The 19,694-nt window shown below is 68.1% G+C and carries 24 protein-coding genes; 6 read left to right on the top strand and 18 right to left on the bottom strand.

Annotation, left to right across the window (positions count from 1 at the left end):
• Nucleotides 1-8: 8 nt before the first annotated feature.
• Together H4O13_09695 and H4O13_09690 are read right to left on the bottom strand one after the other, a co-directional pair.
• On the bottom strand, nucleotides 9-470 hold the full coding sequence (locus H4O13_09695) for a hypothetical protein (GenBank protein MBE5315663.1): 462 nt from the start codon (nucleotides 468-470) through the stop codon (nucleotides 9-11).
• Nucleotides 467-1,039, bottom strand: coding sequence for a sigma-70 family RNA polymerase sigma factor (locus tag H4O13_09690; GenBank protein MBE5315662.1), 573 nt, complete (start codon nucleotides 1,037-1,039; stop codon nucleotides 467-469). The genes H4O13_09695 and H4O13_09690 overlap by 4 nt, the downstream gene beginning before the upstream one ends.
• 143 nt (nucleotides 1,040-1,182) lie before the next feature.
• Here H4O13_09690 and H4O13_09685 point away from each other — a divergent pair, with 143 nt between their 5' ends.
• Both H4O13_09685 and H4O13_09680 read left to right on the top strand, forming a co-directional pair.
• Complete coding sequence (locus H4O13_09685) at nucleotides 1,183-1,515, top strand: hypothetical protein (GenBank protein ID MBE5315661.1); 333 nt, start codon at nucleotides 1,183-1,185, stop codon at nucleotides 1,513-1,515.
• 3 nt (nucleotides 1,516-1,518) lie between these two features.
• Nucleotides 1,519-1,659 (top strand): hypothetical protein, encoded by a 141-nt coding sequence (locus H4O13_09680; protein ID MBE5315660.1) that lies wholly within the window; start codon nucleotides 1,519-1,521, stop codon nucleotides 1,657-1,659.
• Between the two features lie 160 nt (nucleotides 1,660-1,819).
• Here H4O13_09680 and ptsP read toward each other — a convergent pair whose 3' ends face one another.
• The 13 genes from ptsP to H4O13_09615 form a co-directional block, all read right to left on the bottom strand.
• Entirely contained in the window at nucleotides 1,820-3,538 is a 1,719-nt protein-coding gene (gene ptsP / locus H4O13_09675) for a phosphoenolpyruvate--protein phosphotransferase (protein ID MBE5315659.1), read from the bottom strand.
• Complete coding sequence (locus H4O13_09670) at nucleotides 3,538-3,807, bottom strand: HPr family phosphocarrier protein (protein MBE5315658.1); 270 nt, start codon at nucleotides 3,805-3,807, stop codon at nucleotides 3,538-3,540. Before H4O13_09670 ends, ptsP begins: the two co-directional genes overlap by 1 nt.
• Nucleotides 3,800-4,192: a PTS sugar transporter subunit IIA gene (locus tag H4O13_09665; protein MBE5315657.1), complete on the bottom strand. Its 393-nt coding sequence runs from the start codon at nucleotides 4,190-4,192 to the stop codon at nucleotides 3,800-3,802. The genes H4O13_09670 and H4O13_09665 overlap by 8 nt, the downstream gene beginning before the upstream one ends.
• A 115-nt stretch (nucleotides 4,193-4,307) precedes the next feature.
• Nucleotides 4,308-5,207: an RNase adapter RapZ gene (gene rapZ, locus H4O13_09660; protein ID MBE5315656.1), complete on the bottom strand. Its 900-nt coding sequence runs from the start codon at nucleotides 5,205-5,207 to the stop codon at nucleotides 4,308-4,310.
• Nucleotides 5,204-6,154 (bottom strand): HPr(Ser) kinase/phosphatase, encoded by a 951-nt coding sequence (gene hprK, locus H4O13_09655; GenBank protein MBE5315655.1) that lies wholly within the window; start codon nucleotides 6,152-6,154, stop codon nucleotides 5,204-5,206. Before hprK ends, rapZ begins: the two co-directional genes overlap by 4 nt.
• A gap of 16 nt (nucleotides 6,155-6,170) precedes the next feature.
• A complete protein-coding gene (ptsN, locus tag H4O13_09650) occupies nucleotides 6,171-6,641 on the bottom strand; it encodes a PTS IIA-like nitrogen regulatory protein PtsN (protein ID MBE5315654.1) in 471 nt (156 codons plus the stop codon).
• A 60-nt stretch (nucleotides 6,642-6,701) separates the two neighbouring features.
• A complete protein-coding gene (raiA, locus tag H4O13_09645) occupies nucleotides 6,702-7,028 on the bottom strand; it encodes a ribosome-associated translation inhibitor RaiA (protein MBE5315653.1) in 327 nt (108 codons plus the stop codon).
• 291 nt (nucleotides 7,029-7,319) lie between these two features.
• Nucleotides 7,320-8,774: an RNA polymerase factor sigma-54 gene (locus H4O13_09640; GenBank protein ID MBE5315652.1), complete on the bottom strand. Its 1,455-nt coding sequence runs from the start codon at nucleotides 8,772-8,774 to the stop codon at nucleotides 7,320-7,322.
• Entirely contained in the window at nucleotides 8,774-9,493 is a 720-nt protein-coding gene (gene lptB, locus H4O13_09635; protein ID MBE5315651.1) for an LPS export ABC transporter ATP-binding protein, read from the bottom strand. Before lptB ends, H4O13_09640 begins: the two co-directional genes overlap by 1 nt.
• Nucleotides 9,493-10,026, bottom strand: a complete 534-nt coding sequence (gene lptA / locus H4O13_09630) for a lipopolysaccharide transport periplasmic protein LptA (GenBank protein MBE5315650.1) — start codon at nucleotides 10,024-10,026, stop codon at nucleotides 9,493-9,495. Before lptA ends, lptB begins: the two co-directional genes overlap by 1 nt.
• The gene (gene lptC / locus H4O13_09625; protein MBE5315649.1) at nucleotides 10,007-10,573 is read right to left on the bottom strand and encodes an LPS export ABC transporter periplasmic protein LptC; all 567 of its coding nucleotides are present in this window, start codon (nucleotides 10,571-10,573) and stop codon (nucleotides 10,007-10,009) included. Before lptC ends, lptA begins: the two co-directional genes overlap by 20 nt.
• 8 nt (nucleotides 10,574-10,581) lie before the next feature.
• Nucleotides 10,582-11,154, bottom strand: coding sequence for an HAD hydrolase family protein (locus H4O13_09620; GenBank protein ID MBE5315648.1), 573 nt, complete (start codon nucleotides 11,152-11,154; stop codon nucleotides 10,582-10,584).
• Nucleotides 11,126-12,148 carry a KpsF/GutQ family sugar-phosphate isomerase gene (locus tag H4O13_09615; GenBank protein ID MBE5315647.1) on the bottom strand — a complete coding sequence of 341 codons (1,023 nt, stop codon included), beginning with the start codon at nucleotides 12,146-12,148 and terminating at the stop codon, nucleotides 11,126-11,128. The genes H4O13_09620 and H4O13_09615 overlap by 29 nt, the downstream gene beginning before the upstream one ends.
• Before the next feature lie 217 nt (nucleotides 12,149-12,365).
• On the opposite strand from H4O13_09615, the gene H4O13_09610 reads away from it, so the two are divergent.
• Together H4O13_09610 and murA are read left to right on the top strand one after the other, a co-directional pair.
• Nucleotides 12,366-12,602 (top strand): BolA family transcriptional regulator, encoded by a 237-nt coding sequence (locus H4O13_09610; GenBank protein MBE5315646.1) that lies wholly within the window; start codon nucleotides 12,366-12,368, stop codon nucleotides 12,600-12,602.
• A gap of 4 nt (nucleotides 12,603-12,606) precedes the next feature.
• The gene (gene murA / locus H4O13_09605; protein MBE5315645.1) at nucleotides 12,607-13,863 is read left to right on the top strand and encodes a UDP-N-acetylglucosamine 1-carboxyvinyltransferase; all 1,257 of its coding nucleotides are present in this window, start codon (nucleotides 12,607-12,609) and stop codon (nucleotides 13,861-13,863) included.
• Nucleotides 13,864-14,413: 550 nt separating this feature from the next.
• On the opposite strand, the gene H4O13_09600 is transcribed toward murA, so the two are convergent.
• Both H4O13_09600 and H4O13_09595 read right to left on the bottom strand, forming a co-directional pair.
• Entirely contained in the window at nucleotides 14,414-15,172 is a 759-nt protein-coding gene (locus H4O13_09600; GenBank protein MBE5315644.1) for a hypothetical protein, read from the bottom strand.
• 2 nt (nucleotides 15,173-15,174) lie between these two features.
• A complete protein-coding gene (locus tag H4O13_09595) occupies nucleotides 15,175-16,773 on the bottom strand; it encodes an electron transfer flavoprotein-ubiquinone oxidoreductase (protein MBE5315643.1) in 1,599 nt (532 codons plus the stop codon).
• 153 nt (nucleotides 16,774-16,926) lie between these two features.
• Between H4O13_09595 and H4O13_09590 the strand changes: the two genes are divergently transcribed.
• Together H4O13_09590 and H4O13_09585 are read left to right on the top strand one after the other, a co-directional pair.
• Nucleotides 16,927-17,526, top strand: a complete 600-nt coding sequence (locus H4O13_09590) for an alpha-ketoglutarate-dependent dioxygenase AlkB (GenBank protein MBE5315642.1) — start codon at nucleotides 16,927-16,929, stop codon at nucleotides 17,524-17,526.
• 151 nt (nucleotides 17,527-17,677) lie between these two features.
• A complete protein-coding gene (locus H4O13_09585; GenBank protein MBE5315641.1) occupies nucleotides 17,678-18,523 on the top strand; it encodes a hypothetical protein in 846 nt (281 codons plus the stop codon).
• Nucleotides 18,524-18,809: 286 nt separating this feature from the next.
• On the opposite strand, the gene H4O13_09580 is transcribed toward H4O13_09585, so the two are convergent.
• Nucleotides 18,810-19,694: a DMT family transporter gene (locus tag H4O13_09580; protein MBE5315640.1), complete on the bottom strand. Its 885-nt coding sequence runs from the start codon at nucleotides 19,692-19,694 to the stop codon at nucleotides 18,810-18,812.

Below are 19,694 nucleotides of genomic sequence, written 5' to 3'. Positions count from 1 at the left end.
GCCGAAGCTCAGGCAGGCCCGCTGCGCCGTCGTTCGATCAGCCCGCTCACCAGCCCGCTGAGCGCCAGGGTCGCCGCGCCCATCAGCGCCCAGTGCAGTCCGAACTCCGTGGCCGAGGGCAGCTGCCACTGCAGCGGCTGCAGCAGCTCGGCCACCACCGGCAGGCCGAAGAAAAGGGCGAGCACACCGCCGACGGCCAGCACGCCGCCGAGCAGGGCGATCTCGAAACGATCACCGGCATCCGCGCGATGTACGCGACGCTGCAGACGTTCAGCGAAGCCCGCGGGTAGGGCAGGGGCGGGCAGCGCTGCGGCGCGCGCCAGCGCGGCATACAGAGGATCCGGAGAGCGGAGGGCGGCGTCACCGCTCGCGGCTGACAGGCGCGCAGCCTCCTGACGGCGCCACTCCGCTTCGATGCGGGGATCGAGCGGGACTTCGCTGGACTCGGGGGGTTCAGGACGAATGCTCATGCGGGTTCTCCGATCGCATCCTTGAGCGCTTCACGCAGGCGCAGGCGGATGCGGAACAGCAGATTCTTGATCGTACCTTCGGGGCGCTCGGTGATGCGGGCGATCTCGGCGATGCCCAGCTCCTCGCCATGGTAGAGGCTCAGTACGGTTCGCTGCAGCGGCGGCAGGGCTTCGATCAGGCGCTGCGCATGCGCCTGCAGGTCGGCCTCGGCGAGATCTGCGGCGATATCGGTCTCATCGGCGATGTGGTCCAGCGGGTCGAAGGCCTCGCCATCCTCGAACGCCGCGCCGCGCTCGATCGGAAGCGCCTTGCGTTCCAGGTGCCGGCTGCCGAGGCTGAAGGCGATGCGGCCGATCCAGCTCGACAGCGCGCAGTCGAAGCGGAACTGGTCGAGCTTGCGGAACACCCGCAGGAAGCACTCCTGCGAGAGGTCCTCGGCGTCCTGCGGTGATCGCACCATGCGCAGCAGAATGTGCCAGACCAGGCGCTGGTGCGCCTCGACTAGGCGCGCGAAGGCGCCGGGTCGCTCGCGCAGCACATCGTCCACCAGGGTGCGGTCATCGCTCATGCGGACATCAGATACACCGTGAGCATCGACGGTTGCAGTGCCGCTTGCGAAAAAGACTTCTCGCCCGCTGCAACCGAGCCCGCGTTGGCCGTCTCTGATCTCGCAAGGCAGGCACGGAGCCTGTCGTGCAAAGGAGAGACACCATGGACTTCGCCATCCTCATCCCGATCAGCCTGTTCGCTGCGATCGCCTACATCGTCAAAGTGATTCTCGACGGCCGCGTTCGGCGTCGTCTGGTCGAGTCGAGCGCCTCCGAGTCGCTGGTGCGCTCGCTGATCGAGGCCGACGAGCTCGCGCGTCGCACTTCAGCGTTGAAGTGGGGCATGGTGCTGACCTCGCTCGGCGCCGCCTTCGGTGTCATCGAGTGGCTGGATCTGCGCGCCGACAGCCCAGGCACCTTCGGCCTGATGTTCGTCGCCGCCGGCATCGGCATGCTGGGCTATCACCTGCTGACCCAGCGCAGCCGCGGCGCTTGAGCCATGGACGCCGAGTTCGATTCGCACGCGCGGATCGGGCACGGACTGTCGGCGCTGGTGCTGGGTCTGCTGCTGTGGGGCCCGGTGCCGCCGATGGAGCTGCTGAAGATCGTGTGGGTGCTCGTTGTCACGCTTGCACGCTAGCGCTGCACCTACGCAAGGGCAGCAGGGAGTTGTCCAGCGCTAGAGGCTTCGGGTTGCGGCGCCCTTTGCAGGCGCGTGCGTGCGGGCGACCGCGGCCTGATGCCTTCATCAAGGCATCTGTCGAGAGCCAGCGCGCCCCAGGCCAGCACGGGGCGAGACGTCAGCCCACGGTCTTCAGCAGCCGCTCGATGCCGCTGCGGTCGGCGGCCCGCAGCAGGCGGCTGCCGAGCTTTCGCAGCGCGGCCAGATCGCTGTCGCGGATGATCGCGCGGACCTCCAGCAGGGTATTGGGGTGCAGGCTGAACTCGGTCAGGCCCAGCGCCAGCAGCAGGCGCGTGTGGGCAGGGTCGCCCGCCATTTCCCCGCAGACCGAGGTCGACAGGCCGCGGCGCTGGCCGTACTGCAGGATCTCGCGCAGCACCCGCAGTACGGCCGGATGCAGCGGGCTGCTGTGGGCGGCGACGGCGTCGTTGCCGCGGTCGATGGCGAGAAGGTACTGCACGAGATCGTTGGTGCCGATGCTGAGGAAATCGACCTCGCCGCCGACCGATGACAGGGCGAGCGCGGCCGCGGGCACCTCGATCATCACGCCCAGCGCGACCTTCTTCGCGACCGCATGGCCGTCGGCTTCAAGCTCGCGGGTGCAGGCATCGACGAGAGCGCGCACCGCGCGCACTTCCTCGCGGAAGCCGACCATAGGCACCAGGATGTTGACCTTGCCGTACGCCGACGCGCGCAACAGCGCGCGCAGCTGGCTGCGGAACAGCGCTGGCTGCGACAGTGACAGGCGAACGCCGCGCAGGCCCAGCGCGGGGTTGGGCTCATGGCTGAGCGCGATGCCGGCGCGGTCGGCCTTGTCGGCGCCGAGGTCCAAGGTGCGCAGGGTCACCGGACGACCGCGCATGGCCATCACCAGGTCGCGATAGACCAGGAACTGCGCTTCCTCATCGGGGGCGCCGCGGCCCTGCATGAACAGGAATTCGGTGCGGTAAAGGCCGATGCCGGAAGCACCCAGCGCATAGGCCTGATGGACGTCATCGCGTGACTCGGCGTTGGCCAGCAGACGGATCTCGACGCCGTCGCGGGTCACCGTTTCGGCGTCGCGCAGCTTCTGCAGGGCGCGCCGCTCACGCGCATTCTCGCGCTGCAGTCGCTTGAAGCGGCGCAGGTCCTCGGCGTCGGGCTCGACGATGATCTCGCCGCTGTGGCCGTCGATCAGCAGGGCGTCGCCGTCGTTGATCTGGGCCACCGCCTCGTGGGCACCGACGATCAGCGGCAGATGCAGGCTGCGCGCCAGGATGGCGCTGTGTGACAGCACGCTGCCGGCGCCGGTGATGATCGCGACGACGCCGCGCTCGGTCAGCTGCGATAGCTCTGCCGGCGCGACGCTGTCGGTGACCAGCACCTCACCTGCGACTCCGGGGGTTTCACTGGCAGGACTCCGGTGCAGCGCGGCCCAGACCCGGCCGATGACATGCTCGATGTCCTCCCGGCGCGAGCGCATGTAGGGGTCATCGATCGCGTCGAAGATCGCGACCAGACGGTCGCGCTGCAGCTTCAGCGCATAGTCGGCGGAGAAGCGCGCGGTGCGGATCAGATCGTCGAGCCCCAGCAGCAGTTCCGGGTCGTCGAGGATCAGCTGGTGGATGTCGAGGAACTCGCCCAGCTCGTGGGCCAGCGCACCCTGCACGCGCTCACGCATCTGCTGCAGCTCGACGCGCGCGGTGTCGAGCGCAGCGTGCAGGCGCTCGATCTCGCCCTCGACCGCGCCTTCGGGGATGCGCTCCTCGCGCACCTCGTGCATCTGCGGTTCCCGCACGTGCGCACGGCCAAGCGCGAGTCCCCGCGCTGCCGCCACACCGTGCAGGACCAGACGCATCAGCTCTCCTCGTCGAAGCCGCGGGCGAACAGGTCGACGGCGGCAGCCATGGCGGCGTCCTCGTCGGGGCCGTCGACCTTGAGGATCACGCTGCTGCCCTGGGCCGCCGCCAGCAGCATCACGCCCATGATGCTTTTGGCATTGACTTCCCGACCGCGCCCGACCAGGAACGCATTCGCCTTGAAGCTGCCGAGCAGCTGCACCAGCTTGGCCGAGGCCCGGGCGTGCAGACCGAGCCGGTTGATCACTTGCAGTTCGCGTTCAAGCATGGCCGTTGACCACTCCGCTGCGGGCGCCGGTGACCGCGGTCTGGGCCAGCGCGTCCAGATTCTGCTCCGGGTAGTTCAGCACGCGCAGCAGCATCGGCAGATTCAGCCCGGACACCCGCCGCACCGTCACCGGCGTTGACTCAAGCCGCGCCGCCAGATTGCTGGGCGAGGCGCCGTAGAGGTCGGTCAGGATCAACACGCCCTCACCGCCGTCGAGGCGTGCCAGCGCGCCGCGTGCACGCATCGAGAGATCGTCCAGCGCAGCGTCGAACGGCACTTCGAGCACCTCAACGGGCAGGGTCGGATTGCCAAGCACCTTCTGCACGACAGCCCTCAAGGCGGTGCCGATGCCCGGGTGCGTCAGCAGCAGAATCCCGACGGCCATCAGCGTGGCGTTCCAGGCGATGCAGCGCACGCGCGGGGCGACGCGATCCGGTGCTTTTCCGAATCCCGAATCCCGAGCTTTTCCGAATCCCGAATCCCGAATCCCGAATCCCGCATTACTCGATCTCCCTGTGGAAGGTCACCACCTGTTCGCGGCCATTGTCGCGCAGGTGCGCCGCAATGGCCTCTGCGCAGTACACCGAACGGTGCCGACCGCCGGTGCAGCCGAACGCGATCGTGACGTAGCTGCGGCTGTCGTTCTCGAAGCGCGGCAGAAAGCTGTCCAGAAAGCGGATCACCAGGTCGAGGTAGTCGCGCACCAGCGGTTGATCATCCAGATGGTCTCGCACCGCGCGGTCCCGACCAGAAAGCGGGCGCAGCGCCGGCAGCCAGTGCGGATTCGGCAGGCAGCGCACATCGAACACGAAATCGGCGTCGGCAGGCAGGCCGTGCTTGTAGGCAAAGGATTCGAGCAGGATAGACAGCCGCGCGGCCGAGGATTCGCTGGCGATCTCCGTGGTGATCTTGCGTCGCAGCTGATGCACGTTGAGTTCGCTGCTGTCGATCACCACGTCGGCCAGCGCCGCCAGCGGTCGCAGCAGCGCGCGCTCGTGGGCAATGGCTTCGGCCAGCGGCAGGCCGTTGCGCGACAGCGGATGGCGGCGGCGGGTCTCGTTGAAGCGCTTGATCAGCACATCGTCGCGAGTGTCCAGAAAGACCAGCCGGTAGCCGTGTCCTGCTTCGCCCAGCGCGGCCAAGGACCCCGGCAGATCGGCGAGATCGGCCACGCGATTGCGCACATCGATGCCCACGGCCAGGCGGGTGGCGTCGCGATCGCCGTCCACAACGCTCTCGACGAACTGCGGCAGCAGCTCGGCGGGCAGGTTGTCGGCGCAGTAGTAGTCGAGGTCTTCCAGCGTGCGCAGGGCCACCGACTTGCCGGAGCCCGAGAGACCGCTGACGACCAGCACCTGGACCTGCGGCGCGGCAGGCTGCTCCTCGGATGAGCTGTTCATGGTTCGAGTTTCCGCATCTGGTGGGCCTGGCGGTCCATGAAGGTCTGCGCGGGGTCGCCGCCTTTGGCTTTGAGAATGTGCGAGCGCACGGCGGCCTCGACCAGCACCGCAAGATTTCGCCCGGGCGCGACGGGAAGTGCGATCTGTGGGATGTCGAGATCGAGCACGCGGCGGACGCTGCGATCACCGTGCAGGCGATCGAGCGCGATCGGTGGCGCAGCCGGATCGTAGCGCTCCAGGTGCACGATGAGTCGCAGGTACTTGTTGCCCTTCACTGAAGTGTCGCCGAACATCTCGCGCACGTTGAGGATGCCCAGGCCGCGCACTTCGATGAGATCCTGCAGCAGCTCGGGGCAGGTGCCATCGAGAACATCCGGCGCGATCTGGGTGAACTCGGGCGCATCGTCGGCGACCAGCCGATGTCCGCGGGTGATCAGCTCCAGCGCAAGTTCGCTTTTGCCCGATCCGGAATCGCCGGTGATCAGCACGCCGATCGAGTAGACCTCCATGAACACGCCATGCAGGGTCACGCGCCGCGCCAGTGCGCGCGCCAGGTGGTACTGCAGGTAGGTCAGAAGCTCGTGGCCGCGACGCGGCGACGTCCACAGCGGCGTGTCGGTCTCGTTGCAGGCGTCGCGCAAATCCGGAGGTGCGGCCTGGTCGCGGCTGACCAGCAGAGCCAGCGGCCGTGCGTTCATGATCTTGGCGAGTGTTTCCCAGCGCTGCCGGGAATCGAGCGCATCGAGGTAGGCCAACTCCTCGGCGCCGATGATCTGCACCTTGTTGGCGTGGATGGTGTTGAGGTAGCCGGCTAATGACGGCCGGCGCACAAGGTGCTCACCCGGCTCGATCTCGCGGCGCTCGCCGCGTTGCCCGCCGAGCCAGCGCAGGCCCAGGCGCTCCTGCAGTTGCTCGAATAGCTCGCGGGCGCTGATGCGGGCGTCCATGCGTCCGCGCGCGGGCTCAGGCGGCGGCGTGAGTGAGCTGCCAGTCCGCCAGCAGGGCGTACAGGCTGGCGCTGTCGGAGGCGCTGCGCAGGCGCTGGCAGAACGCGGCATCGCCGAACATTTCGGCGAGCTGGGAGAGCAGCACCAGGTGCTGGTGGCTAAAGTGCTCGGGCACGGCCATGGCGAACACGAGGTCGACCGGAGCGCCATCGATGGCGCCGAAGTCGATGCCGTCGGACAGGCGCACGAACGCGCCAATGGCGTTGCTCAGGCCGGGCGTGCGTCCATGTGGAATGGCGACGCCGTGGCCCAGCCCGGTCGAGCCCAGTTTCTCGCGGGCGAACAGGCTGTCGAAGATGGCGCGCTCGCAGGCATCGCCCTGGCCGTCGGCCAGGCTGGCGGCGAGCGTTTCCAACAGGCGCTTCTTGCTGGTGGCGCTGACGCCCACCGAAGTGCGGGCGGGCGCCAGAAGGTCGATCAGGAGCATGGTCTTTGCCTGGGGAAGGCGGGCCGCCGGGCCAGCAGGCCGGCCCGGCGGCGTAGGGTACTAGCCAAAGCTGCCGTTGCGCGAGGGTGCGTCACCGCGGTGGTGGTCGGTGAGCTTCTCTTTGTGCTTCAGAACCTGGCGATCGAGCTTGTCGGCCAGGAGGTCGATCGCGGCGTACATCGACTCGGCGACCGACTCCGCGTGAATGTGGCGGCCGGCGGCATGCAGGGTGGCTTCGGCCTTGTGGTCGAGCTTGTCGACCGACAGGATCACATGGACATCGAGCAGGTGGTCGAAGTGGCGCTCAAGGCGCGCCAGCTTGGTTTCGACGTACTCGCGCAGGGCGGCGGTGACGTCGATCTGGTGACCACTGATATCGAATCGCATGGCTGGAACCTCCTAAGGGAACGCTCGGTTGGAGCCCGCTGCCGGCACGTTCCGGGCGGCAGGGGAGGGCGCGGGGGTAGGTCCGCGCGGCAAGGAACGGCATGCAAGGGCCGCTCCAGAACAGCTTGGGATCGAGGGGTGGGACTCAAGTCCGTGCAAGAAAAACCGGACTGCTGAGACGAAGATTCGCGCTGCCGTACCGGCAGGCGCCGCGCCCACCGCGGCCTCACCCAAGGCCCGAAGGGTGGGGCGGAGGAGGATGCCGGGATCGTCGGGGCGGGCCATTCCCGCTCAGCTTACCCGCTGGCGCTCGTTTGAGGAGGGGATGTTCATCGCTTCCCGGTACTTGGCCACCGTCCGCCGCGCCACCGTGATGCCCTCGGCCTGCAGCAGCGCGGTCAGGCGCGCATCCGACAGGGGTTTGCGCGGGGACTCGGCGTCGATCAGGCGCTTGATCATGGCCTGGATGGCGGTGCTCGACGCGCTGCCGCCGTCCACCGTCGACACACCCGACGAGAAGAAGTGCTTGAACTCGAAGGTGCCGCGCGGGGTGTGCAGGTACTTGCGGGTGGTCACGCGGGAGATGGTCGATTCGTGCAGGTCGAGCTCTTCGGCGATCTCGCGCAGCACCAGCGGACGCATGGCTTCCGGGCCGTGCTCCAAGAAGGCGCTCTGCTGCCGCACGATGCACTCGGCCACGCGCAGGATGGTGTCGGCGCGGGTCTCCAGCGAACGGATCAGCCAGCGCGCCTCCTGCAGCTGGCCGCGCAGATAGCTGGCGTCACCGCGGGCGGCGACGCCGATCATGGCCTCGTACTGTCGATTGATGCCCACCCGCGGCAGACAGCCGGGCGCGAGGCTGACCCGCCAAGCTCCGGCCTGCCGCCAGGCATAGGCATCCGGTGCGACGTACTCCACGCGCTCGCCGCCATAGCTGGCGCCGGGCTTCGGGTCCAGTCGGCGCAGCAGGGCCACGGCCTCGGCCACCCGCTCGGCGTCGATCTTCAGCAGCTGCGCCAGTTTCAGCGTGCCGAGACGTGCCAGGTCTTCCAGATGGGCTTGCGCGACTTTCTGCGCCAGCGCCCAGGCCGGGCTGTCGTCCGCCAGCGCGCGCAGCTGTACGCACAGGCACTCGGCCAGAGAGCGTGCGCCGACGCCGAGCGGATCGAACTGCTGGATGTGCGTCAGCACCGCCTGCAGCTCATCGGCCTCGGCTTCGATCTCCGGCCGCAGCGTGGCCCGCACCGAGTCGAAATCCTCCAGCAGGTAGCCGTCGTCGCCGATGGCGTCGATCAGCGCGCGGCCGATGGCCTGGTCGCGTGCCGACAGATGCGACAGGCCCAGCTGCCACAGCAGGTGGTCATGCAGGCTCGCGGTGGCCGTGCCCTGCAGGGATTCCAGACGCTCATCGCTGTCGCCACCGCTGCCGCTCGCGCCGGTCTCGACGTCCCAGTCGGGTTCGTAGTCGAGCGGGCTTTCGAGGATTTCGGCCGCGGCATCGTCGCCGCCCGATTCGCTCGCGGGCTCCGCGGCGGGATCGCTTTCCTGCGTCGTCGAGGGCTCGTCGGCGCCGGCGGCATGCGGCTCGGCGTCCTCCGCGCGTTCCAGCAGCGGGTTGGACTCGATGGCTTCGGTCAGCTCCGCCTCCAGCTCTACGGTCGACATCTGCAGCAGGCGGATCGCCTGCCGCAGCTGCGGGGTCAGCGTCAGCTGCTGACCCATCCGCAGTTGCAGGGTGGGCCTCATCACATCCGGAACCCGTCGCCCAGGTACACGCGGCGCACTTCGGCGTTTTCCAGCACCTCGGCCGGGCTGCCTTCGGCGAGTACGCCGCCGTCGTTCAGAATGTAGGCGCGGTCGCAGATGCCCAGCGTCTCGCGCACGTTGTGATCGGTGATCAGCACGCCGATGCCGCGCGACTTCAGATGTCGCACGATGCGCTGGATCTCGCCGACCGAGATCGGGTCGACGCCAGCGAAGGGCTCATCGAGCAGCATCAGCCGCGGCTTGGCCGCGAGCGCGCGGGCGATCTCGACGCGGCGCCGCTCACCGCCGGACAGACTGGCGCCGAGGCTGTCGGCGACGTGGCCGATCTGCAGTTCATCCAGCAGCGCCTGCAGCTCGCGCTGGCGTTCGGCATCGCCGAGATCCTCGCGCAGCTCGAGCACGGCGAGGATGTTGTCGGACACCGACAGCCGCCGGAACACCGAGGCCTCCTGCGGCAGATAGCCGACGCCCAGGCGTGCGCGGGCGTGCATCGGCAGGGCGGTGATGTCCTGCTTGTCGAGCTGGATCTGGCCGCCGTCCGCCGGCACCAGGCCGACGATCATGTAGAAGCAGGTGGTTTTGCCGGCACCGTTGGGGCCGAGCAGGCCGACGACTTCGCCGCGGTCGAGCTGCAGCGAGAAGTCGCGCACGACCTCGCGATCGCGGTAGCGCTTGCGCAGGTTGCGGGCGCTCAGCATCAGCCGCCGTCCTTCGGAGTGGCGGGTGCGGCCGGGTTCGGGCGCGGCTGGAAGCTCATGCGGATGCGGTCATTGGCGCTTTCGCCGCGAGCGTTCAGTCGCCCATTGGCCATGTCGTAGGTGATCACTTCGCCCTGCAGCGTGCCCTCGGGCCGCTCGACCTGCACGGCGCCTTCGAGCAGCACCTCGTTTGAGGTCGGGGTGTAGGTGACCTTGCGCGCTCGCACATTGACCGGCTGGCCCTGGTCGTCGATCTGCTTGAGCGAGGCGGGCTCGCCCTCGAACACCACGCGACTGAGTTCACCGGCGCTGCGCGTCAGGGTGGCCTTGTCGGCGCGGATCTCCAGGCTGCCCTGGGTGATCACCACCTCGCCGCTCAGGATCGAATCGCCGTCGGCCAAAGTCGCGTCGCCAGCGCGGGCCGATACATCGACAGGCTGCTGGCGATCCGCGCTGGCGGCCAGCGCGCTGCCGGCGGCAGCCAGTAGAAGCAGGCCAGCCAGCAGGCGGCCGTCAGCGCGAAGGGGGCTCATAGCGGGCGCTCACCTGGTCAAGAAGTCGGAAACGGCGGGTGTCGAGCTGGGCCTCCAGGCCGACGCCACGGAGTATAAAACCGGGCCCGGAGGCGGTCACAGCATCGGCGCTGCGCAGCTGGCGCATGCGCGGGAACAGGTCCAGCCGTTCGGTCTGGAGTTCGGACGGGCCATCTGCGCCTTCGGGCGCAGTCACTCTCACCGCGCGCAGCAGACGCAGTTCGCCGGCGTCTGCGCTCACCCAGGCGGCGTCCGCGCGGGCCAGCCAGCGACCCCCCTCGGCGTCGGGAAGAGTGAACTCGGGCGCGCTCACTTCCAGCGTGCCGGCGGTGGGATGCCGGGCCAGCCGCGGGCCTTGCGCGGCGAAGGATTCTCGGCCTTGCGCGTCGAGCGCCACCATCGAGAAGTCGGTGAGAAAGTAGTCCGAGCGCGGCGGCCCGACCAGCGCCGGCGCCGGCGCGGGCTCGCGCAATAGCCAAACCAGCCAGCTGCTCACCGCAGCCGCCAGCAGCAGCCCGATCAGAACGGGGATCTGGCGCGCCTGCATGGCCTGCGTCAGCCCGGCACGAAACGCGAAAGCACGTCGGCGCTGCGGCCCTGGGCTTCGATGGTGAAGTCGCAGAACTCGCGGACCGCACCGAAGCCGCCGGCCGCGCGCGTCTGCCAGTCAACTCTTGCCGCGACCCAGGCATGCGCGTTTGCCGGTGCCACGCTGAAACCGGCCACGGCCATCGCCGCGAGATCGGGCAGGTCATCGCCCATGAAGGCCGCGGCCTCGGTTTCGATACGCAGACTGGCGCACAGGGCGGACAGCGCTGCGCCCTTGTCGTGGCTGCCCTGGATCAGATGGCGGATGCCAAGGTCGGCCGCGCGTCGCGCCACCAGCGGGCTGGTGCGGGCGGTGATCAGGGCGATCTCGACGCCGATGCCGGCCAGCAGCTTCAGGCCCTGGCCGTCGTGCACGTCGAAGCTCTTGAGTTCGCGGCCGTCGTCGCTGAAGAACAGGCGGCCGTCGGTCAGGGTGCCGTCGACGTCGAACGCGGCCAAGCGGACGCGCGCGGCGCGCGCCCGGGCTTCGCTCGCGGACAGGTGGCGCAGCTCAGACGACACGGGCGCGCAGCAGGTCATGGATGTTGAGGGCGCCGACCGCGTGTTGTGCAGCATCGACCACCACCAGCGCGCTGATCTTGTGCGACTCCATCAGTCGCGCCGCTTCCACCGCCAGCTTGTCGGCGGTGATCGTCTTGGGCGCGCGGGTCATCACGCTCTCGACGACGGTGGCGCGCAGGTCGAAGCCGGGGTCGTCCATCGCTCGGCGCAGGTCGCCGTCGGTGAACACGCCGACCAGGCGATTTTCGGCGTCGACCACGGCGGTCATGCCCAGGCGCTTGCGGCTGATCTCCAGCACCGCCTCGCTGATCGAGGCCGAGGCCGCCACCCGCGGCACTTCCTCGCCGCTGTGCATGATGTCGCCGATGTGCAGCAGCAGGCGGCGACCCAGGCTGCCGGCCGGGTGCGAGCGCGCGAAATCGTCGGCGGTGAACCCGCGCGCGTCGAGCAGGGCGACCGCCAGCGCATCGCCCATCACCAGCGCAGCGGTGGTGCTGGAGGTGGGCGCCAGACCCAGCGGGCAGGCTTCGGCCGGCACGCTGACATCGAGATGCACGTCCGAGAGGCGAGCCAGCGTCGACTCGGGCTTGCCCGTCATCGCGATCAACGGATTGCCCTGCCGGCGCAGCACCGGAAGGATGGTCAACAGCTCGTCGGTCTCGCCGGAGTTCGACACGGCGATCACCACGTCGGCGTCGGTGATCATGCCGAGATCGCCGTGGCTGGCCTCGCCCGGATGCACGTAGAACGCCGGCGTGCCGGTCGAAGCCAGGGTGGCGGCGATCTTCCGCGCGATGTGGCCCGACTTGCCCATGCCGCTGCAGACCACGCGGCCCGCGCAGGCGAACATCAGTCGGCAGGCGGCGACGAAATGCTGGTCGATGCGCGCGCGGAGGGCCTCGATGGCCTTGCGCTCGATGTCGATGACCTCGCGCCCGCTGTGGACCAGCGACTCGGACGAGAGGCCGCCGGCGTCGCGAAGAGAGGGCAGGGGCTGCACTTGGGCACTCATGGCGGGGCGTAAGGGATTCCAGGTAGGCGGTGATCCAGCAGCGCTCCGCAGTGTGGAGGGCAGCAGAACGCCGGCAGATTCTGACGAGTTGTGGCAGCGGCCGGGTCGGCCGGCGGGGATGCTTTAGAATCGCCGGCCATTCTACCCCGCCCCGCACCGGGGCCGCCCGCGACCCGCGCGCTGCATGCCGGGCCGCGAGGCGCTGCCAAGCCTGCCCATGACCCCTGAAACCATCCGTGAACTGATCGAAGCCGGCCTGCCCGGCGCCCGCGCCCATGTGCAGGGCGACGACGGCGTGCACTTCGAAGCCCTCGTCATCTGCGAAGCCTTCGCCGGCAAGCTGCCGCTGGCCCGTCATCGCATGGTCTACGCCACCTTGGGCGACCTGATGGGCGGCGCGATCCACGCCCTGTCGCTGAAGACCCAGACCCCCGCCGAAGCTGGCGAGGGCTGATCCGATGGCGAAAATCCAGATCACCGGCAACGGCCCGCTGAACGGCGAGGTGTGGATCTCCGGCGCCAAGAACGCCGTGCTGCCCATCCTCTGCGCCGGCCTCCTGGCCGACGGCCCGATGGACATCGGCAACGTGCCGCACCTGCACGACGTCACCACCACCCTGGAGCTGCTGGGCCAGATGGGGGTCACGCTCGGCATCGAAGACCGCATGCGCATCACCCTGGATGCCAGCCGTGCCGACCGATTCGTCGCGCCCTACGAGCTGGTCAAGACCATGCGCGCCTCGATCCTGGTGCTGGGCCCGCTGGTGGCGCGCTTCGGTCAGGCCGAAGTGAGCCTCCCGGGCGGCTGCGCGATCGGCTCGCGCCCGGTTGACCAGCACATCCGCGGGCTGCAGGCGATGGGGGCCGAGATCACCGTCGAGGGCGGCAACATCCGCGCCCGCGCCAAGCGATTGCGCGGCACCCGCTTCGTGTTCGACATGGTGACCGTCACAGGCACCGAGAACATCCTGATGGCGGCCACCCTCGCGCAGGGCACGACGGTCATCGAGAACGCCGCGCAGGAGCCCGAGGTCACCGATCTCGCCCACTGCCTGCAGGCGATGGGCGCGCAGATCGAGGGCATCGGCACCAGCACGCTGATCGTGCACGGCGTCGAGCGTCTCCACGGCTGCCGCTACGACGTCATCGCCGACCGCATCGAGACCGGCACCTTCCTGGTGGCTGGCGCGATCACTCGCGGCAAGGTGATGTGCAAACACACCCGTGCCGACACGCTGGACGCCGTGCTGCAGAAGCTTGAGAAGGCCGGCGCCCACATCAACACCGGCGCCGACTACATCGAGCTCGACATGCAGGGCCGCCGCCCGCGCGCGGTCGACCTCACTACCGCGCCTTACCCGGCATTTCCGACCGACATGCAGGCGCAGTTCGTGGCCTTGAACGCGGTCGCGGAAGGCGTCGGCATCGTGACCGAGACGGTGTTCGAGAACCGCTTCATGCACATCGAAGAGCTGCGTCGCCTGGGTGCTGACATCCGCGTCGAGGGCAACTCCGCGATCATCCGCGGCGTCAACGAACTTACCGCCGCCCCGATCATGGCCACCGACCTGCGCGCCTCGGCCAGCCTGGTGCTGGCGGGTCTCGTCGCCCGCGGCGACACCGTGGTCGACCGCATCTACCACATCGACCGCGGCTACGAGTGCATTGAAGAGAAGCTGGGCGGGCTGGGGGCGTTGATCCGGCGCTTGCCCTGAGCGCGCGCTGCGCGCGCGCTCGGGATGACGGCCGCTGCGCGGCCTTAGGATTGGGGATTGGGGATTCGCAGGAGCGCGCTCTGATCCTTGCGCTGCGAGCTTTGTCAGTGGACCGGTCGCCCTGCTCTTGAGCCCCTCTCCCTGTGGGAGAGGGGTTGGGGAGAGGGCGGGGTGTCCTCGAGCGTGAGCGCCCGGGATATCGGCCGCTGCGCGGCCTTGGGATTCGGGATTCGGGATTCGCAGGAGCGCGCTCTGATCCGTGCGTTGCGAACGTGATCAATGGACCGGTCACCCTGCTCTTGAGCCCCTCTCCCACAGGGAGAGGGGCCCTAAGCCCGCTCCGCTACCGCCTCGCGCGCTCCGATGTGCGTGCGCAGACGAGTCGGCCCATGGCTTGAAGCCCTACTTCCGGAACTCGTCAAAGAAGGCGTGATCGATGGTGAGGATCTGTTTGGGCTTCACGCCCAGGCCCTTCTCTTCGAACAGTTCGACAAGGCGCTCGCCATCGATCAGTTCGATCGGAATCACGCCCTCGCGGCTGGCTTCGAGTTCAATTCACCGGCTTCGCCTTCGCGATGAGCGGTGCCAAGCTATCCATAACGCGATGCGCCGCATCTTGAGCGGCCGAGCCGCAATGGTGAACGTGAACGGCGAACTCGCCTTGCACGCATCCGCTGACGATAGCGGCATCACCATCTATGCAGCTCGGCACATGGTGGGATCTGGACGTGGTCCATAGCGCTTCCGAGGTCCATGCCGAGCGCGCGGTTTCCAGCTGTTCGAGCGGAATACCGCGCAGCTGTCGGCGCTGCGGCTCGACTCGAAGAGAGTGCCCATAGGCCATGTCGTCGATGGCCGGGCTTGGCGGGGGCGGAGGTGGCGTCATGCTCTCCCATTCGCCAAGCTCAAGGTCTGCCAGTCGTCCGCGAACTCGCAGCTCCAGCTTCGTTCCGCCTCCAAAGGCGGAGACCCACCACAACTGAAGTACATCAACTCCCTGTATCTGATGGACTTCATCACAATCGAAGGCCAGAGACTCGTACAGGTCCTGGTTGGGCGCTTTCGGAGCAGAAGACAGCGTCCGCTCCATAATCATGAAGTCCAACAGATCTCGACGCGTTTGCGGAAATGCGAGCTGCTGCGGCTCCCCCGGCAACTCCAGCCACGGCTCCGGCAGCAAACTCTCCGAGTCGCCAACTTCAGCCGCCGGCCGGAACTCCCGCTCCAGATACAGAGCCGCGGCCACAGGCAAGGCCAGGGCGAGCGTCAGCCCCAGCGTCCGCAGCCACGAGATTCGCGGCTTCGCCACGGCTACAGGTTCTGGTAGTTCGGCCCTGCCGCCCCTTCAGGCGTCACCCAGTTGATGATCTGGTAGGGGTCCTTGATGTCGCAGGTCTTGCAGTGCACGCAGTTGGCGGCGTTGATCTGCAGGCGCTTGCCGGCCTCGTCCTCGACCATCTCGTAGACGCCGGCGGGGCAGAAGCGGGTGCAGGGGTTGCCGTATTCCTCGGCGCACTTGGTCACGCAGACGTCGGTGTTTTCGACGCGCAAGTGCACGGGCTGATCTTCGTCGTGCTCGGTGGCGGCGTAGTAGACGCCGGCCAGGCGGTCGCGCGGGGCGAGGCTGCGGTCCACGTAGTCGCGCTTGGGCTTCTCGGCTTCGCTGAGTTTCTGCAGCGAGGACCAGTCCGGCTTGACCTTCAGCGTCCACGGCGAGGCGCCGCCGGTCACCGTTTCCCAGCCCGAGTTGATCAGGCCGAACATCAGGCCCTTCTTGAAGCCGGGCTTGAAGTTGCGGACTTTCTTCAGCTCCGAGTACACCACCGAGCCGCGCAGCTTGGCGTCCCAGCCTTCGGCGGTGTCGGTGCTGGCGATGTGTTCGGCGGCGAGCATGCCCGAGCGCATCGCCTGATGGACGCCCTTGATCTTGGGCACGTTGACCAGGCCGGCGTCGCAGCCGATCAGGATCGCGCCGGGCATCTCCGTCTTGGGCAGGCTCTGGTAGCCGCCAGTGACGATGGCGCGCGCGCCGGCCGAGAGAATGCTGCCGCCGTCCAGCAGGGGCTTCACGGTCGGGTGGTGCTTCCACTGCTGGAAGGCTTCGTAGGGCTGGTAGTTCGGGTCGCGGTAGTCCAGGCCCGAGACATAGCCCAGCGCAATCCGCCCGCCCGTGAGGTGATACAGGAAGCTGCCGCCGTAGGTGCGCGAGTCGGCCGGCCAGCCCAGGCTGTGCACGATCTTGCCGGGGCTGACGCGATCCTCCGGCACCTGCCACAGCTCCTTGATGCCGATCGAGTAGCTCTGCGGATCGCTGTTGGCATCGAGGCCGTACTGCTTGATCAGCGGCTTGGCGAGATGCCCGCGCGCACCTTCAGCCAGCACGGTGATGCGCGCGCGGATGTCGATGCCCTGAGTGTAACCGGGCTTGTGCGAGCCGTCTTTCGCCACGCCCATGTCGCCGATGCGCACGCCGACCACGCGGCCGTCCTCGATCAGGGTCTCGGCCGCGGCGAAGCCGGGGTAGATCTCCACGCCCAGGGCTTCGGCCTGCGGTGCCAGCCAGGCGCAGGTGGCGCCCAGGCTGACGATGAAGTTGCCGTGGTTGTTCATCTGCGGCGGCGCGATCGGGAACTTGTAGCCGCCGGTCTTGGTGAGGAACCAGAACTCGTCCTCGGTGGCGGGCACGCAGACCGGTGGCGGGTTGTCGCGCCAGCCGGGCAGCAGTTCATCCAGCGGGCCGGGCTCGATCACGGCACCGGAGAGAATCTGCGCGCCGATGGTCGAGGCCTTCTCGATCACGCAGACCGACAGGTCCGGCTTGAGCTGCTTCAGTCGGATCGCGAAGGCGAGGCCGGCTGGGCCTGCGCCCACCGTGACCACGTCGTATTCCATGACATCGCGCTCGCTCATGGCTGGCTCCTGGCTGTGTGCGTAAAGGGCGGCATTATCGGGGGCGGGGCGTGCAGGCGACAGCGTCTTGACCGCGCGGCCCGCAGAGTGTCGGCGCACAGGCTCTGCATGGGGCAGGTCTGGCCGGCGAAGGCAGCAAGCATACTTCAGCGTATGGAATGGATCGAGATCGCCCTGGCCGGCGCCGAGCTGCGGATCGCGCCCACCTTCCTTGAGGCCGATGAGGCCGATGCGCTGCTGGCGGCGCTCCGCACCGAGATCCCCTGGGAGCAGCACCGCCTCCGGATCTACGGTCGTGAACACGCCTCGCCGCGGCTCTCCTGTTGGATCGGCGACCCCGGCGCGACCTATGTCTATTCGCGCACGCGCTTCGAGCCGCGACCTTGGCCCTTGGCGCTGGCTGCGCTCAAGCCGAGAGTCGAGCAGGCCTGCGGCGGGCGCTTCAACAGCGTGCTGGCCAACCTGTACCGCGACGGCGCCGACGGCATGGGCTGGCACGCCGATGACGAGCCCGAGCTGGGGCCTGAGCCGGTGATCGCCTCGCTCAGCCTGGGCGCGGTGCGGGGATTTGCCTTTCGCGACGTCGCCGAGCGCCGGCAGCGGCTGAAGCTTGAATTGCCGCATGGCAGCCTGCTGCTCATGAGCGGACGTACCCAGGCGCTTTATCAGCACGCCATTGCCAAGAGCGCCCGGGCAATGCCGCCGCGACTCAATCTCACCTTCCGCTGGATCGGGTGCCGCCCTGCGGCATGAAGGGCGAGAAGTTCTGTGGCATGCTCGCTGCGTCCGTTCTGCGGCTGGACAAAGATCCGCCCGGATTCATCGCTGTCGCGGGCGCTTCGCCGGCAGAGATCGGTACTGAGCGGTGCGGGAACCGCGGTTCATCCCACTTTAGGAGCAGTCCATGAAGTCGATCATGAAGCTCGCCGCAGCGGTGTGCCTCGGCCTTTCGCTATCCATGGCAGCTCAGGCCGAAACGGTCTGGTTCGAGATGGCCGAGATCGAGGCGGAGCGCAACCAGAGTTTCCTGGTGGCATTGAGCGACCCCGAGCACATCGCCCAGGCGCGAGCCATCATCGCCAACGGCGGTCGCCCGAATGAGCGCACACCGGGCATTCTGCTGGCCAAGATCGGCTACGGCGGTGATGGCTACAACCGCGATATCCGCGACCCCGATCAGCGCCTGTGGCGCTGGCATATCGACCAGGTCGATGGCTTCGGCGGCTTGGCTATCGAGCTTTGCGACGGCTGGCCCGGCTTTGTGGAGGAGAACCCCAAGGCCTTCATCCAGAACACCGGCGGGCAGATCTGCTTCTGGGGCTACACCGTCAAGTCGGAACTGCCGGGCCCGCCGCCCTTCCAGATCGCCGAAGGTCTGGATGGCGCCTGGTACAACCCTGAGCGCTCGGGGCAGGGCGTCTACTTCGATGTGCTTGAAGATCAGGGAAAGCTCGCTTTCGCCTGGTTCACATGGGCGCAGGGCGCTCCTGGCGCGGTGCGCGCGGCGGAACACCTGTGGTTCTCGGGGCTGACCGATGTCGATGGCGACGAAGCGGAAGGCACGGTCTACCAGACGACCGGCGGCAGCTTTTCTGGCGCTCAGCAGTCGCTCGACACGCGCGGGGCGGGTCAGGCCAGTTTCGTCTTCAAGGACTGCAATACCGCCACCATGAGCTACCGTTTCAGCACGGGCGAGCAGGGGAGCCTCCCGCTGCGCCGCGCGGTGCCGCTCAAGGGCTGTATACGCTGACAGCCGGGAGTCGGGAGCCTGCATTCGCCAGCGGCCGGCGACCGCGACAAGCCAAGTCGATAGCCCGGTCACAAGCCGCGTGGAGCTGCGCTGCTTGGATTCGGAAGGCTCTTGAACAGCAGCCCGCTGGCTCGGCCAAGCTGGGCCGATTCGACTAAGCCAGCGCATAGGCGATGCATTTGTGGGAGGCGGTTCGGACTTTTGCCGGAGCGTCGACCCGAAAACCTCCGAGCAAGGGAGCTTTTCGACACGCTGCCAGCGTCTTCTCGAATCCCGCAGTTCGCGTTCACACGATCATGCAGGCCACCCCTGCCATCGCCAGCACGATGCCGCCGGCGCGGCGACGGTCCATGGGTTCGCGCAGCCACAGCCAGGCCAGCAGCACGATGAAGGCCGAGGAGCTCTCGTTGAGAATGGCCGCGACCATGGCGTCGGTGTACTTGTAGCCGCCCAGCCAGAACAGGGTGGACAGGAACTGGCCGACAAAGGCGGCGATCAGCAGGGTGGGCCAGTGCACCCGCATGCGCAGAGGATTCAGCGTGCGCAGCTCGCCACGCAGGCCGACGATCAGCAGCAGCCCGACCAGGGCGCCACCCATGCGGATCAAGCTGATCCACACCAGGGGCTGGGCTTCCAGCACGCGTTTGACCATGACGATCGCGACCGCCATCAGCAGGATCGCGAGCACGCCGAGCAGAACCCCCGACAGCAGGCTGCCGCCACCCGCCTCGCGCTCGCGCTTGCCGCTGACCAGCAGCACCCCCGAGCTGACCAGTACGAAGCCGACGATCTGCAGCGGGCCCAGGCGTTCGCCGAGAAAAACGAAGGACAGCGCGATCACGAAGGGGCTGTAGAGATTGCCGATAATCCCCATGCGGCCTGCACCGAGCTGGTTCAGCGCCTTCAGGTAGAGCGTGTCGGCGAGCGCCAACCCGATCACTCCGCTGATGACAGCGATGGCGATCTCGGCGGCGCTGATGTTGGGCAGGGTCAGGCCATGCACCAGGGGCACGGTCGCGGCGAGCATCCCCAGCACCAGCGCATTCTTGATGAAGTTCAGCTGCAGCGGCGCCAGCCAGGTGCCGAGCTTGCTGTAGAGGATCACGCCCACCGCCCAGGCCAACGCGCTGAGCAGCGCGAAGGCTTCGCCGAGGCCGAACTGGATGGGCAT

This window comes from Lysobacterales bacterium, from assembly GCA_014946745.1.
GTDB lineage: Bacteria > Pseudomonadota > Gammaproteobacteria > Xanthomonadales > Xanthomonadaceae > Aquimonas.
This window is presented reverse-complemented; position numbering and strand designations above follow the sequence as displayed.